The organism is Actinoplanes campanulatus (assembly GCF_014647795.1).
GTDB classification, from domain to species: Bacteria; Actinomycetota; Actinomycetes; order Mycobacteriales; family Micromonosporaceae; genus Actinoplanes; species Actinoplanes campanulatus.
The window spans coordinates 1-14,049 of sequence record NZ_BMPW01000044.1; the positions used below are offsets into that span (position 1 = coordinate 1).

At 72.7% G+C, this 14,049-nt stretch carries 10 protein-coding genes; 6 read left to right on the plus strand and 4 right to left on the minus strand.

Annotation, left to right across the window (positions count from 1 at the left end; genetic code table 11):
• Positions 1 to 249 precede the first annotated feature (249 nt).
• The 3 genes from ppdK (at position 250) to IEZ13_RS44725 (ending at position 5,757) form a co-directional block, all read left to right on the plus strand.
• Positions 250 to 2,916 carry a pyruvate, phosphate dikinase gene (gene ppdK, locus IEZ13_RS44715; protein ID WP_183227353.1) on the plus strand — a complete coding sequence of 889 codons (2,667 nt, stop codon included), beginning with the start codon at positions 250 to 252 and terminating at the stop codon, positions 2,914 to 2,916.
• A 9-nt stretch (positions 2,917 to 2,925) separates the two neighbouring features.
• Entirely contained in the window at positions 2,926 to 3,294 is a 369-nt protein-coding gene (locus IEZ13_RS44720) for a hypothetical protein (RefSeq protein WP_183227355.1), read from the plus strand.
• 87 nt (positions 3,295 to 3,381) lie between these two features.
• Complete coding sequence (locus IEZ13_RS44725; RefSeq protein WP_183227357.1) at positions 3,382 to 5,757, plus strand: bifunctional acetate--CoA ligase family protein/GNAT family N-acetyltransferase; 2,376 nt, start codon at positions 3,382 to 3,384, stop codon at positions 5,755 to 5,757.
• On the opposite strand, the gene IEZ13_RS44730 is transcribed toward IEZ13_RS44725, so the two are convergent.
• From IEZ13_RS44730 to IEZ13_RS44740, 3 genes are all read right to left on the minus strand, one after another.
• Positions 5,740 to 6,195 carry a hypothetical protein gene (locus tag IEZ13_RS44730; RefSeq protein ID WP_203834203.1) on the minus strand — a complete coding sequence of 152 codons (456 nt, stop codon included), beginning with the start codon at positions 6,193 to 6,195 and terminating at the stop codon, positions 5,740 to 5,742. The genes IEZ13_RS44725 and IEZ13_RS44730 overlap by 18 nt on opposite strands.
• 26 nt (positions 6,196 to 6,221) lie before the next feature.
• On the minus strand, positions 6,222 to 7,172 hold the full coding sequence (locus IEZ13_RS44735) for a lysylphosphatidylglycerol synthase transmembrane domain-containing protein (protein WP_183227361.1): 951 nt from the start codon (positions 7,170 to 7,172) through the stop codon (positions 6,222 to 6,224).
• Between the two features lie 104 nt (positions 7,173 to 7,276).
• Positions 7,277 to 7,918: a hypothetical protein gene (locus tag IEZ13_RS44740; RefSeq protein ID WP_183227363.1), complete on the minus strand. Its 642-nt coding sequence runs from the start codon at positions 7,916 to 7,918 to the stop codon at positions 7,277 to 7,279.
• Between the two features lie 115 nt (positions 7,919 to 8,033).
• On the opposite strand from IEZ13_RS44740, the gene IEZ13_RS44745 reads away from it, so the two are divergent.
• Both IEZ13_RS44745 and lon read left to right on the plus strand, forming a co-directional pair.
• Positions 8,034 to 8,969: a TAXI family TRAP transporter solute-binding subunit gene (locus IEZ13_RS44745; RefSeq protein ID WP_372441970.1), complete on the plus strand. Its 936-nt coding sequence runs from the start codon at positions 8,034 to 8,036 to the stop codon at positions 8,967 to 8,969.
• A gap of 82 nt (positions 8,970 to 9,051) precedes the next feature.
• Positions 9,052 to 11,361, plus strand: coding sequence for an endopeptidase La (lon, locus tag IEZ13_RS44750; RefSeq protein ID WP_268240214.1), 2,310 nt, complete (start codon positions 9,052 to 9,054; stop codon positions 11,359 to 11,361).
• 196 nt (positions 11,362 to 11,557) lie between these two features.
• On the opposite strand, the gene IEZ13_RS44755 is transcribed toward lon, so the two are convergent.
• On the minus strand, positions 11,558 to 12,916 hold the full coding sequence (locus IEZ13_RS44755; protein ID WP_183227365.1) for a HAMP domain-containing sensor histidine kinase: 1,359 nt from the start codon (positions 12,914 to 12,916) through the stop codon (positions 11,558 to 11,560).
• Positions 12,917 to 13,071: 155 nt separating this feature from the next.
• Here IEZ13_RS44755 and IEZ13_RS44760 point away from each other — a divergent pair, with 155 nt between their 5' ends.
• Positions 13,072 to 13,953, plus strand: a complete 882-nt coding sequence (locus tag IEZ13_RS44760) for a hypothetical protein (protein ID WP_183227367.1) — start codon at positions 13,072 to 13,074, stop codon at positions 13,951 to 13,953.
• Positions 13,954 to 14,049: the final 96 nt, after the last annotated feature.

The window sequence follows — 14,049 nt, forward strand, 5'->3', positions numbered from 1 at the left end:
ATCAGCAAGTCCACCACCTCCCGGTACGAGGTCTCCTCCCGCACCGCGACGACGGCCCGGGTCATCACGTCACCAACGTTCCATGTCCGCATCGTGGCCTCCCGGGGTCGCGGATCCTTCCCCTTCACAGTGGTCGCCCGTCGGCCCGCGGGGTAGGGACCTACGACCCTGCCGTCCCGGGCGGATCGGCGATAACACGGAAGGCGAGGGCGGGACGGCCCGCCATCAAACGAGGGCGAGGGTACGAAAATGTCCCGCTACGTGTACGACTTCTTCGAGGGGAACAAGGATCTCAAGGACCTGCTCGGTGGCAAGGGCGCCAACCTGGCGGAGATGACCCGAATGGGCCTGCCGGTGCCGCCCGGGTTCACCATCACCACCGACGCCTGCCGTGAGTTCCTGCGCACCGGCGCCATGCCGGCCGGCCTGTTCGACGAGGTGGAGGAGCACCTGCGGCTGGTCCAGACCCGACTGGGCAAGCGGCTCGGCGATCCGGCCGACCCGCTGCTGCTGTCGGTCCGCTCGGGTGGCAAGTTCTCGATGCCCGGGATGATGGAGACGATCCTCGACATCGGCCTCAACGATGCCACGGTGCTGGGGTTGGCCGGGCACAGTGGGGACGAGCGGTTCGCGTGGGACTCGTACCGGCGGCTCATCCAGATGTTCGGCAAGACCGTCTTCGGCGTCCCGGGCGAGGAGTTCGAGGCCGAGCTCGCTGCCGCGCGTGCCGCCGCCGACGCCGCGACCGACGCCGGCCTCGGCGCTCCCGCCCTGCGTGACCTGGTCGCCGCCTACAAGAAGGTGTTCGCGGCGCACACCGGCCGGGACTTCCCGCAGTCACCGCACGAGCAGCTTTTCTCGGCGATCGGCGCGGTCTTCGGGTCGTGGAACGCCGAGCGGGCGGTGCTCTACCGTCGGCAGGAGCGCATCCCGCAGGACCTGGGCACCGCGGTCAACGTGATGGCGATGGTCTTCGGCAACCGCGGCCTGCACTCCGGCAGTGGGGTGGCGTTCACCCGGGATCCGGCCACCGGGCGGCGCGGTGCGTACGGCGACTACCTGCCCAACGCCCAGGGTGAGGACGTGGTGGCCGGCATCCGCAACACCATGGTCCTGGCCGAACTCGCCGAGATCGACCCGAAGAGCCACGCCCAGCTGCTGTCGATCATGCAGAAGCTGGAGCAGCGCTACCGCGACCTCTGCGACATCGAGTTCACCATCGAGGACGGCACCCTCTGGATGTTGCAGACCCGAGTCGGCAAGCGCACCCCGGCGGCCGCGTTCGTGATCGCCGCGCAGCTCGCCGAGGAGGGCCTGATCACGCTGGACGAGGCGTTGCAGCGGGTGACCGGCGAGCAGCTGGCCAACCTGATGTTCCCGAGCTTCGACACCGCGGCCGCCCCGCAGCCGCTGACCACCGGCGTGCCCGCCTCGCCGGGTGCCGCGGTCGGCGCGATCGTCTTCGACTCGGCGGCTGCCGCCGCCGCGACCGGCCCGGTGATCCTGGTGCGCCGCGAGACCAACCCGGACGACCTGCCCGGCATGATCGCCGCCCAGGGCATCCTGACCAGCCGGGGCGGCAAGACCTCGCACGCCGCCGTGGTCGCCCGCGGCATGGGCAAGACCTGCGTCTGCGGCGCCGACGAGCTGGAGATCGACGCCGCCGCCGGCACACTGACCATCGCCGGCCGGGTTATGCACGCCGGGGACGTCGTCTCGATCGACGGCGCCAGCGGGCACGTCTACGCCGGCCCGGTGCCGGTGCGCCCCTCCTCCGTGGTCCGTTACTTCGAGGGTGAGCTGTCCCCGCTCGGCGACCCGCTGCTGGCCGCCGTGCAACGGCTGATGACCCACGCCGACCACGTGGCCCGTCTAGGCGTGCACGCCAACGCCGACACCGGCGCCGACGCCCGCCGCGCACACCGCTTCGGCGCGACCGGGATCGGCCTGTGCCGGACCGAGCACATGTTCCTCGGCGACCGCCGGGAACTGGTGGAGCGCCTGATCCTGGCCACCACCGACGCGGAGCGTGAGGCGGCGCTGGCGGCCCTGCTGCCGTTGCAGCGCGACGACTTCGTGGACCTGTTCGCGGCGATGGACGGCCGGCCGGTCACGGTGCGGCTCATCGACCCGCCGCTGCACGAGTTCCTACCGCCGCTCGACGAGCTGACCGCGCGGGTGTCCCGGGCCGAGGCGCTCGGCCAGGATCCGGGCGACGACGTCCGCCTGCTGGCCGCGGTGCGCCGGATGCACGAGCAGAACCCGATGCTCGGGCTGCGCGGCGTACGTCTCGGCCTGGTCGTGCCCGGTCTCTTCGCGATGCAGGTCCGCGCGGTCGCCGAGGCCGCCGCGGCGCGGCTCGCCGCGGGCGGCGACCCGCGGCCGGAGATCATGGTCCCGCTGGTCGGTGCGGTTCAGGAGCTCGAGATCGTACGCACGGAGGCCGTCCGTGTCCTGGCGGAAGTGCCCGGGGCCCCGCCCATCCCGATCGGCACCATGATCGAGGTCCCGAGGGCCGCCCTGACCGCTCACCAGATCGCGATGAGTGCCGACTTCTTCTCCTTCGGCACCAACGACCTGACCCAAATGACGTGGGGCTTCTCCCGTGACGACGTGGAGGGCGCGTTCTTCGGCCGCTACCTGGACCTGGGTGTCTTCGGCGCCTCCCCGTTCGAGACGCTGGACCGTCTCGGGGTGGGCGAGCTGGTCCGGATCGCCGTGGAGCGCGGCCGCGCCGCCCGGCCCGGCCTGCCCACCGGCGTCTGCGGCGAGCACGGCGGCGACCCCGCCTCGATCCGATTCTTCCACGAGGCCGGGCTCACCTACGTATCCTGCTCGCCGTTCCGGGTGCCGGTCGCCCGGCTGGAGGCTGGCCGCGCCGCGACCGGAGCCGGCCCGGCGTCCGACAGCCGTTAGGGGCCCGCGATGAACCGGGTTGCCGAAGTGCCCACCAGCGCCCCCGCCGGCCCGCGAGGAGTCCAGCCGGTACGCCGCGGCCGGCGCGAGATCGGCGCCTACGCGACCGGCCCGGACGGCACCGTCTTCGTCCCGGCGGTGGACGTGACCACGATCGCGGTCGCGGCCCTCGGCGCGGCCGCCCTGATCGCGACCGCGGTGTCGGCCGGAGTCGCGGTCCGCCGCCCGCCCGCCGTCGGCTCGGTGACCATGGGCCCGGGTGGCTGGGTGAGCCTGCGCCGCAGCACCGCCCCGGCGCTGCGGGCCGTCCGGTCCTCCGGTCACCGACCCTGGTGGGCCGGCCTGCTGGGGGCACACCGCCTGGTGGTCCAGCGCTGATGGAGGTCCCGTCCGGACAGGACCTGGTGCCCTGCCCGGACGGTCCGCCGGCGGCAAGGCTGGGGCCACGAACAGGGAGGAGGATCGATGGGAACCCCGACGATCGTGGTCGCCGAGGCGACCGCCGACCAGGTCGACGCGCTGACCGCCGACGGCGGCATCGTCTCCGTAAGGACGCTCACGGCCGATGACCGGCCCGCGGTCGAGGCCCTGTACGGCAACGCCTCCCCGGACAGCCTGCGCCTGCGGTTCTTCGCCCAGCCCAGCGCCGCCACCCTCACCGCCGAGGTGAACCGGGTCTGCCGGCCGGAGTCCGGCGCCCACGTCAACGTCGCCGCGTACGAGGGTGGCGCCCTGGTCGGGATCGCGTCCGGGGAGCGGCTCGGCAACCGTCCGCGCGCCGAGTTCGCGGTGTTCGTCGACGACCGGCACCACGGCCGCGGCATCGGCACCCTGCTGCTGGAGCACCTGGCGGCCCGCTGCCGGCGGCACGGCATCACCGAGCTGGTCGGCGAGGTGCTGCCCGCCAACACCGGCATGCTGCGGGTGGCCCGCGGGCTCACCCCGCAGTCCGCGCACCGCTACGACCACGGCGTCGTCGACGTCACCCTGTGCACCGACGACGACCGCGCCTGGGCCGCCGTCGACGAACGCGACCGCACCGCCGAACGGGCGTCCCTGCGCGCGCTGCTCAACCCCGCCTCGATCGCCGTCGTCGGCGCCGGCCACCGGCCGGGCGGCATCGGCCGGGAGACGGTACGGGCACTGCTCGACCACAACTACCCGGGCGGCCTGTACGCGGTGAACCGGCACGGCGCCCCGATCGGCCCGGTCCCCGCGTTCCGCAGCGTGCACGACCTGCCCACCCCGGTCGACCTGCTGGTCGTCGCGGTCCCGGCCGACCAGGTCGCGGACGTGCTCACCGACGGCGCGAAGGCTGGCGCCCGCGGGGCGGTCGTGCTCAGCGCCGGTTTCGCCGAGATCGGCCCGGACGGCGCGGAGCGCGAGGCCGCCCTGGTACGGCTGGCCCGCTCGCACGGCATCCGGCTGATCGGCCCGAACTGCCTCGGCGTCCTCAACACCGACCCGGCCGTACGCCTGACCGCCTGCCTGGCCCCGGTCACCCCACCGCACGGCACCCTCGGCGTGGCCGTCCAGTCCGGCGCGGTCGCCACCACGATCCTGCAGCACGCGCAGCGCGCCGGGATCGGCGTGTCCACCCTCGTGGCGCTCGGCAACAAGGCCGACGTCAGCGGCAACGACCTGATCGCCTACTGGTACGACGACCCGGCCACCCACGCCGTCGCCCTGCACCTGGAGTCCTTCGGCAACCCGCGCCGGTTCGCCCGTACCGTCCGGGCCCTGGCCAGGCGCAAGCCGGTGCTGGCGCTGCGCACCGGCCGCACCGCCGCCCCGGACACGGTGAACGCCCTGTTCGCCCAGGCCGGCGTGATCGCCACCGACACCCTGGGCGAGTTGCTGGACGCCGCCCGCATGCTCACCGACCAGCCGCTGCCCGCCGGCGACCGGCTCGCCGTCGTGAGCAACGCGGCCGGGCTCAACCTGCTCGCCGAAGCGTCGCTCCCGACTCCCGTGACGTCGGTGGATCTGGGCGGCACCGTGGCCCCGGACCGGTTCGCGGCCGCCGCCGAACACGCCGCCGCGGACACTGACATGCTCCTGCTCCTGATCGCCGGCACCCGCGCCAACCGGCCCGCCGAGATCCTCGGCGAACTCGGCCATGTGGTGGACCGGCACCCCGGCCTGACCGTCGCCGCCGTCCTGACCGGCGCTCCCGGTCTGCCCCGCCGTCTCGGCGCCCGCGGCGCGCCCGTCTTCGAGTTGCCCGAGCAGGCGGTCCACGCCCTGTCGCACGCCGCCGCCTACGCCGCGTGGCGACGGCGGCCACTGGGCGGCCGCGCGGATCTGGCCGGCATCGACCGTCGTGGCGCGCGGGCCGTCATCGACCGGGCACTGGCCGACGGCCCCGGCTGGCAGCCGCCCGGGGTGACCGCGGAGCTGCTGTTCACCTACGGCATCCCGCTGCGGCCGGCCGGTGACACCGAGACGGTCGACCTGACGGCCGGCCTGCGCGCCGACCCACTGTTCGGTTCGGTGGTGACCCTGGCCCGGCGCGGCACGCGTACCGATCCGAGCGACGACCGGGCCCTGCGCCTGGTCCCGATGACCGACCTGGACGCGGCCCGCATGTGGCGCTCCCTGCGCTGTGCCCCACTTCTGGCCGGCGAGCGGGGCCTCCCGCCGGCGCACACCGCCGGCCTGGAGGACCTGCTGCTGCGTGTGAGCCGCCTGGCCGAGGACCACCCGGAGATCGCCGAACTCGAACTCGACCCGCTACCCGCCGGCCCGCACGCGGTACGCCCGGGTGCCGCCCGCCTCCGGCTGGCCCCGCCCTCCGACGCCCCCGACCCGCTCCTGCGCCGCCTACGCCCGCCCGGCTGAACGGGCCGGTCGCGCGTCGCGCAGCACCCCCGGAACGAGGAGGCGGTGCACCCTGGCGAGCGTGGGCCAGACGTGGCGGGCCGGGTCCCGGTCGTAGCGCAGCAGGGTGGTCAGTGACACCCGGCCCGGGCCGGTGTGCACGATCAGGTTGGCGCTCAGGAACCGGGAGGCGGCTTCGAGCCGGATCCAGTCCGCGCCGCGGCCACCGATCCGCCAGCCGGCCACGGTGTCCGGCGATCGCCCGAGGCTGAGCCGCAGGCCGAGCACGGCGCGCCAGATGAAAAGCTCGCCGAGGTTCGGGACGTCGCCGAACATGGCCCGGGCCCACTGTTCGGGGGTCGCGGTCACCTCGGTGGGCAGCGTGAACCGGTCGGAGTAGTCGACGCGGGTCAGGGATCCGTCCGTCCGGACCGGTCCGGGATGGCGGTGCAGACCCACGATGCTTTCGATTCGTCTGCCGGCCATCATCCTGCCCTCACGACCGGAGCCTCCCGCAACATCAGGTGCGCCGCCAACCCCACCGGCAGCACCAACCAGAACGTGATCAGCCGATAGCCGAGAACCACCGCGAAAGCACTCGCCGCGCCGGCGCCCGCCGTCGTCAGTCCCGCGAGCAGACTGGCCTCGATCAGGCCGATACCGCCGGGCGTCACCGGAATCTGCCGCACCACCTGCATGGTCAGGTAGACGGCGGCGACCCGCACCCACCCGACGTCGGCCCGGAAAGCCTCGACGACCGCGAGCAGACACGCCAGATCGAGCACCCATTTGCCGGCCGCGAAGGCCAGCGCCGCCGCCCAGTCCCGGCCCCCGACGGCCCGGCTGGCCCGGAGCGCCCGATCAGCCTGCCGAAGAAGCCGGGCAAAGAGCGAAAACCGATTCAAAAGCCTTCGTGATCGTACGGCCAGAGCACTCCGAAACCGCACCCCGAGGACCAGCAGTGCCACTACGGCGACCGCCGACAGGCTCGCGCCGAGGTCGAGCGGCCGCCATGTCGTGGCGGACAGCCCTGCCGAGACGACCGACCCCGCGCCGAACAGCATCAGCAGACTGAGCACCGTGATGACGCCCGACACCAACGTCACGGTCAGCGCCACCGCATGGTCGGCGCCACGGCGCTGATAGTGCCGGAACGTGTAGGCCGCCGCGACGGCACCGCCTGCGGGCGCCACCATGCAGATCGCGCCACTGCTGTAGGTGAGCGCGATCGCGTCCCTGCGCCGCAGCGGCACCCCCATCGCCACCATCAGCACACGCTGCTGATAGGCGAACGCGAACTGCGACGCGGTCCCGAGCACCAGCGCGACCAGCGCCCACCAGGGATTGACTGTCCGCAGCACCGTCGACAGCGACGACACCGGCGGAAACTCCCGGCGCATCAACGCGACCGCACCGACCCCGACGACGCCGGCCATGACGGCCTTACCCCCTCGCCGAACGATCCGGCGCCTCGGCCCACCCTGTCGCGGCATGTCTGACACGGTTCGACAATTGCCGATCAAGTCAAGCGCGTGGGGCCTCAGACGGCGGAGCGCAGGCCCAAGCGCGGCGGGGTGGCCGGGAGCAGGTCGGCGGCCTCGGCGGAGACGGTGACCACGACGCAGCCGGAGCGGCGGGTGACCATGGCGGTGGCACCGAGCAGGCGGGCCGCCCGGACCAGCACCGCGGCGATCTCCTGGTCGCGGACCGTCACCCAGATCAGGTCCCGTCGGCGGCGCTGGCCGGCGGCCAGGAGCGCGGCCCGCCACGCGGCCTGCGCCAGCGCGAGCCGCTGCGCGTGCCGGGGCGACGACGCGCCGAGCGAGGTGGAGCCGAGGAGGGCCTGGCGCCCTTGTCGCCAGGCCGTCTCGAGCATCCGGCTGGTGGCCAGACGCTGGTTTTCCTGTACGAGCACCCGCTGCACCTGGTATCGGCGGCGCCCTCCGCCCGACCAGGTCTCCCGTGCAGCGGCGCATCCCAGGTCGGTGAGCAGGAAGGCGAGCCGGTCGGCCGCCTCCGCGCGGTCGAACTCCGCCAGGGCCTCACCGGACCGCGGGACCTGCCTCAACGGCGACGGCCGCTGCGGGCGGGCCGTGTCGACGCATTCCACGAGGCAGGCCGATTCGAAGGCGGCGGGCAGCGCACGTGCGAGTACGACCGTGCGTGTCGTCGTCTGGTCCATCGGCTTCTCCCTCCCGCGGTTATCCGACACCGTGGCCGATCCGCCCGTTCGGCCGGTACTCCCCCGGCGAAGACTTGAGGGAAACTTGCGCGGACCGAGCTCTCCCGCGTAGGGAATCAAGGTGCCTCTCCGAAGCAGCCGCCGCGCGACACTTGCCGGCCTGCTCGCACTCCTGATGGTTACTGGCTGTGACGGCCGCACGACGCAGGAGCGGCGGGTGCGGATCGCCACCGGCAGCCCGACCGCCGTCTACCACGCGATCGGCACCTCCCTGGCCGGCGTCATCGACCGGGAGCTGCCCGGAGCCAAGTCGGAGGTGCTGGTCACCGCGGCGTCGGCGGAGAACGTCGAAAAGGTGTCGCAGGGCACCGCCGAGATCGGCTTCACCCAGGCGGACGTCCTGGTCACCGGCGGGGCGCCGGCTCCGACGGTGGTCGCTCTGGCCCGGGTGTACGACGATCTGCTGCACCTGGTGGTCCGCGCGGACAGCCCGATCGCGACCCTGGAAGGACTCAAGGGCATGCGGGTGTCGGTGGGCGCCCGCGGCTCGGGCACCACCGTGACCGTGGACCGGTTGCTGTCGGTGGCGAACATGTCGAACGCGATGTACCGGCGGCAGCTCAGCCTGGACGACTCGATCCGTGCCCTGCGCGACGGCGAGATCGACGCGTTCTTCTTCTCCGGCGGGCTGCCGGTCACCGGGATCAAGCAGCTCGGCGCCGACGTCGGCATCCGGGTGGTGGACCTGTCCAGGTGGGCGGGCGATCTGCGGCGTAGATACAGCGACGTGTACGTGGTGCGCGACGTGCCGACGTCGGCCTATTCGGTGCCGCCGGTCGCCACGATCGCGGTGCCGAACCTGCTGGTCGCCTCCGAGTCGATGCCGGAGGATCTGGCGTACGAGCTGACCCGGCTGCTGATGGAGCGCCGTGAGGTGCTGGCGTCGGCGCATCCGGCGGCCGAGCGGCTGGACCCGCGGACCGCGATCTCCACCCTGCCGGTGCCGCTGCATCCCGGCGCGGCCCGCTACTACCGGTCGGTCAAACCCTGAGCTGTTCGCCGACAGTGAACGCTGGAAGATCGCCGGGGCCGGTGAAGTTGAGTCCGACGTACTCAACTCCCCGGAGGTAAACGTGACCGGCAAGCGACTTCCTGTGCTGTTCCTCGACGACGTCGTCCTGCTTCCGGGCATGGTCGTCCCGGTCGTCCTCGACGAGGCCGCCCAGGCCGCCGTCGACGCGGCCCGCACCTCGTCCGGCTCCGAGCTGCTGATCGCCCCGCGGCTGGAGGACCGGTACGCCTCGTACGGTGTGGTGGCCGCCGTCGAGCAGGTCGGCAAGATCCGCGGTGGCTCCCCGGCCGCCGTCCTGCGCACCGGCACCCGGGCCCGCATCGGCAGCGGTGTGACCGGTCCCGGCGCGGCCCTGTGGGTGGAGGCCGATCCCGTCCCGGCCGGCACACCGAGCCCGCAGGTGCGGGAGCTCGCGGACGCGTACAAGAAACTGGTCGTCTCGGTGTTGCAGCGCCGTGAGGCGTGGCAGGTGATCGACTCGGTGAGCGCCGTCGACGACCCCAGCGACCTGGCCGACACCGCCGGCTGGGCGCCCTATCTGTCCAACGACCGCAAGCGGGAGCTGCTCGAGACACCCGACGTCGAGGCCCGGCTGCGGCTGCTGATCGAGTGGACGAAGGACTTCCTGGCCGAGTCCGAGGTCAACGAGACGATCGAGAAGGACGTCCGGGAGAACGTCGAGAAGCGCAACCGCGAGTACCTGCTGCGCGAGCAGCTCAAGGCGATCCGCAAGGAGCTCGGCGAGGGCGAGCCGGACGGCAGCGGCGACTACCGGTCCCGGATCGAGGCGGCGGACCTGCCGGAGGCGGTACGCGAGGCCGCGCTGACCGAGGCCGGCAAGCTGGAACGCGCCGGTGACCAGAACCCGGAGGCCTCCTGGATCCGGACGTGGCTCGACACGGTGCTGGACCTGCCGTGGAACGTGCGCACCACGGACAGCACCGACCTGGCGGCGGCCCGGGCCGTCCTCGACGCCGACCACCACGGCCTGGACGAGGTCAAGGACCGGATCGTCGAATACCTCGGCGTCCGCGCCCGCCGCGAGTCCCGTGGCCTGGCGACGGCCGGCGGCCGCGGCTCCGGCGCGGTGATCCTGCTGGCCGGCCCGCCCGGGGTCGGCAAGACGTCGCTGGGCGAGTCGGTGGCCCGCACGCTGGGCCGTAGGTTCGTCCGGGTCGCCCTGGGCGGGGTCCGCGACGAGGCGGAGATCCGCGGCCACCGGCGCACGTACGTCGGCGCGCTTCCCGGCCGCATCGTGCGGGCGGTCCGGGAGGCCGGTTCGATGAACCCGGTCGTGCTGCTCGACGAGGTGGACAAGGTCGGCAGCGACTACCGCGGCGACCCGGCCGCCGCCCTGTTGGAGGTCCTCGACCCGGCGCAGAACCACACGTTCCGCGACCACTACCTGGACCTCGACCTGGATCTGTCGGACGTGCTGTTCATCGCCACCGCCAACGTGCTGGAGACGATCCCGCAGGCGCTGTTCGACCGGATGGAGCTGATCGCCATCGACGGCTACACCGCGACCGACAAGGTGGCCATCGCCCGCGACCATCTGGTGCCCCGCCAACTGGAACGCGCCGCCCTCTCCCCCGGCGAGGTGACCGTCACCGAGGCCGCGCTGCGCGAGATCGCCGCCGATTACACCCGGGAGGCAGGGGTACGGTCGTTCGAGCGCCTGCTCGCGAAGGCGTTCCGCAAGGTGTCCCTGGGGGAACTGCCGGCCACCATCGACGCCGGCGACCTGAGGGACCTGATCGGCCGTCCCCGGTTCACGCCGGAGTCGGGCGAGCGCACCGCGGTCCCCGGCGTGGCGACCGGCCTGGCGGTGACCGGGATGGGCGGTGACGTGCTCTACATCGAGGCGTCGCTGCTGCCCGGCAACACCGGCGGGCTGTCGGTGACCGGCCAACTCGGCGACGTGATGAAGGAGTCCGCGCAGATCGCCCTCTCCTGGGTCCGGGCGCACGCCGGTGAGCTGGGCATCTCGCCGGAGCAACTGGACCACCCGATCCACCTGCACGTACCGGCGGGCGCGGTGCCCAAGGACGGGCCGTCGGCGGGCGTCACCATGACGACCGCGCTGGTGTCGCTCCTGCTGGGCCGCAACGTGCGCGCGGAGGTGGGGATGACCGGCGAAGTGTCGCTGACCGGCCGGGTGCTGCCGATCGGCGGGGTGAAGCAGAAGCTGCTCGCCGCCCAGCGGGCCGGCCTCACCGAGGTCTACCTGCCCGCCCGCAACGAGCCGGACCTCGACGAGGTCCCGGCCGACGTGCGGGCCGCGCTGACCGTGCACATCGTCTCCGACGTCCGGGAAATCCTGCACACCGCCCTGGAGCCGGTCGCAGCCGACACGGTGGCGGTGGCCTGACCCGAAACGCCGGCTGCAGACGGCCGGACCCCTCGGGGGAAGCCGTGGTGGCCGCACACGCAACGTCTTTCGTGTGCAGCCACCACGGCAATAGGCCACGTGGGCGACCACGACACCGCCGGCGTGTGAGCCCACCCACCCCGACCTCGACCGCGGGGAGTCCTTCTCAGCGAAAGAGAGAACGACGACAGCGCTCTCAAGACGTGAACCAGAGGGTCGCGGCCAGGCCGCCGGTCGCCGCGGGCGCCAGCGTGAATCGGCCCCCGGACGCCTCCACCAGCACCGACACGATCGACAGGCCCAGGCCCGCGCCGTCGACGTTCTGCGCGTCCGGAGCCCGCCAGAACCGTTCGGTCGCCCGCCGGCGCTGCTCCTCGGTCATGCCGGGACCGGTGTCACGGACCGTCACCTCGGCCCCACCGTCGCGGGCCGCGACCTCCACCTCGACCTTTCCCCCGGCCGGCGTGAACTTCAGCGCGTTGTCGATCAGCGCGTCCAGCGCCTGATCCAGCGCCGTCGCGACCATCCGCGCCGGCAGCCGCTCGTCCGGCAGCACGGCGACCAGCTCGATCTCGCGGCGCTCGGTGAGCGGCCGCCACGCCTGCACCCGGTTACGGGTGAGCGACACCGCGTCCACCACCTCGACCCGCTGCTGACCACGTTCGGCGCGGGCCAGGGCGAGCAGCCCGTCCAGCACGTCGGCGAGCCGATCGGTCTCCTCCAGAGCAATCTCGTGATCAGCCCGCAGATCCTCGTCGTCGAGGCCGCCGCCCAGATCCTCGATCCGCAACCGCAGCACGGTGAGCGGATTACGCAGCTGGTGACTGGCGTGCGCCACGAACGACCGCTGCCGCTCCATCGCCTCGGCCACCGCGTCCGCCATCTCGTTGAAGCTCGCCGACAGTCTTCGCAGCTCGGGCGGACCCAGGCCCGGCTGCACGCGGGCCGCGCTGTCCCCCGCGGCGATCTCGTGGGCCGCCGCGTCCAGCCGGGTCACCGGCCGCAGCACCCATCCGGCCAGCCGGTGCGCGGTGGTCAGGCAGGCGGCCACCGCGATCGCGCCCACCATGGCCAGAACCAGCCAGACCACCAGCACGGCGCGCCGGTTACGGTCGGTGGGCGAGACGGTCAACACCACGCCCAGTACGGCGCCGCCGTCACTGACCGGAACGGCGACCACCAGGGGTTCGGTCGTCCACGGCCACAACGTCTCGGGGCTGCCGACCTGGTGCCCGGCCAGTGCGCCCCGGATCGCGCCCGCCGGATCGGCCGGCCGGCTCCCGAAGACGCTGAGCACCCGCTGATCCTGGTCGACCAGCATCGTGCCGATTCCGTACAGCTCCTGGTAGCGGCGCAGCTCGTCGGTGAGCGCGTCCAGCTCCCCACTGCGCACGGCTGGCGCGGCCAGCGAGGCGAACCGGGTGGCGTCGGCGAGCCGGTCGGCGACCGCGCGATCCGTCTCCCGGCTGGCAACCGTCACGGCGAGCGGGATGGCCAGGGCCAGCAGCACCATGCAGAGCAGCAGGAGGTAGGTGACCACCAGCCGCCTGCGCACGGGCGCTCCCCCGATCTGCTCCTCACCCAGCGCGCAAACGGTAGCCGACGCCCTGCCCCGGCGGCACGGGCCAGTGGTCACCGAATGGTTACGCGGCATGCGTCACCCTGTCGAGTGACCACCCATCATGGAGCATCTAGCGCTACGCTAACCCCATGCCCTCACAAGCGCACGAGGTCCTCATCGAGATGTTCCGTAACCGGCCGTCCCTCGCCGCCGAACTCCTCGACGGGCCTCTGCACGACCACCTCCCCCACTACGACGAAGCCCTCCTCACCTCCGCCGAACTCAACGATGTCGCCCCGACCGAATACCGCGCCGACGCCGTCGTCACTTTGAACCGATCCGGCGCCACCGTCCTCGCCGTCGTCATCGAAGTGCAGCGCCGCGTCGACGGCAGGAAGCAACGCAGTTGGCCCGCCTACGTCGCCACGCTCTACGCCCGCCTCGGCTGCCCCGTCGCCCTTCTCGTGGTGTGCCCACACCAACCGGTCGCCGACTGGGCCGCGCGACCGATCGCGATCGGCATGCCACCGGCGAGCATCGTCCCGATGGCGTTCGGCCCCAGACAGATACCGGTCATCAGCACGCACGACGTCGCCCGACGCCTACCCGAACTGACCGTGCTCTCCGTCCTCGCCCACGCCGCCCACACCGAACCGCATCCGCTCTTCGACGCCCTGTTCACCGCACTCGACGTCATCGAACCCGACACCGCCACGCTTTACCATGACTTCATCCTCACCGTGCTGCCCGCCGCGACCAGAAAGCTGCTGGAGGACTACATGCCCACCACCGATTACCCCTACAAGAGCGAGTGGTCCCAACGACAGTTCGCCGCCGGCGAGGCCAAGGGCGAGGCCAAGGGCGAGACCCGGGCGATTCTCACCTTCTTGGAAGCACGGGGCGTGGACGTTCCCGACAAGGCCCGGGAGACGATCACCGCCTGCACCGACCTCGACCAGCTCGAACAGTGGGCCCGTCGAGCGGCCACCGCCGAACGGGTGGAGGACCTGGGCGGCCCACTGCTCGACTGAGGCCGCTCTCCTGCGCCGACTCCCCAGACGTTCTCATTGAAGCCGGCCGACAGTCTTCGCAGCTCGGGCAGGCGGAGACAGCCCTGACTCTGCTGT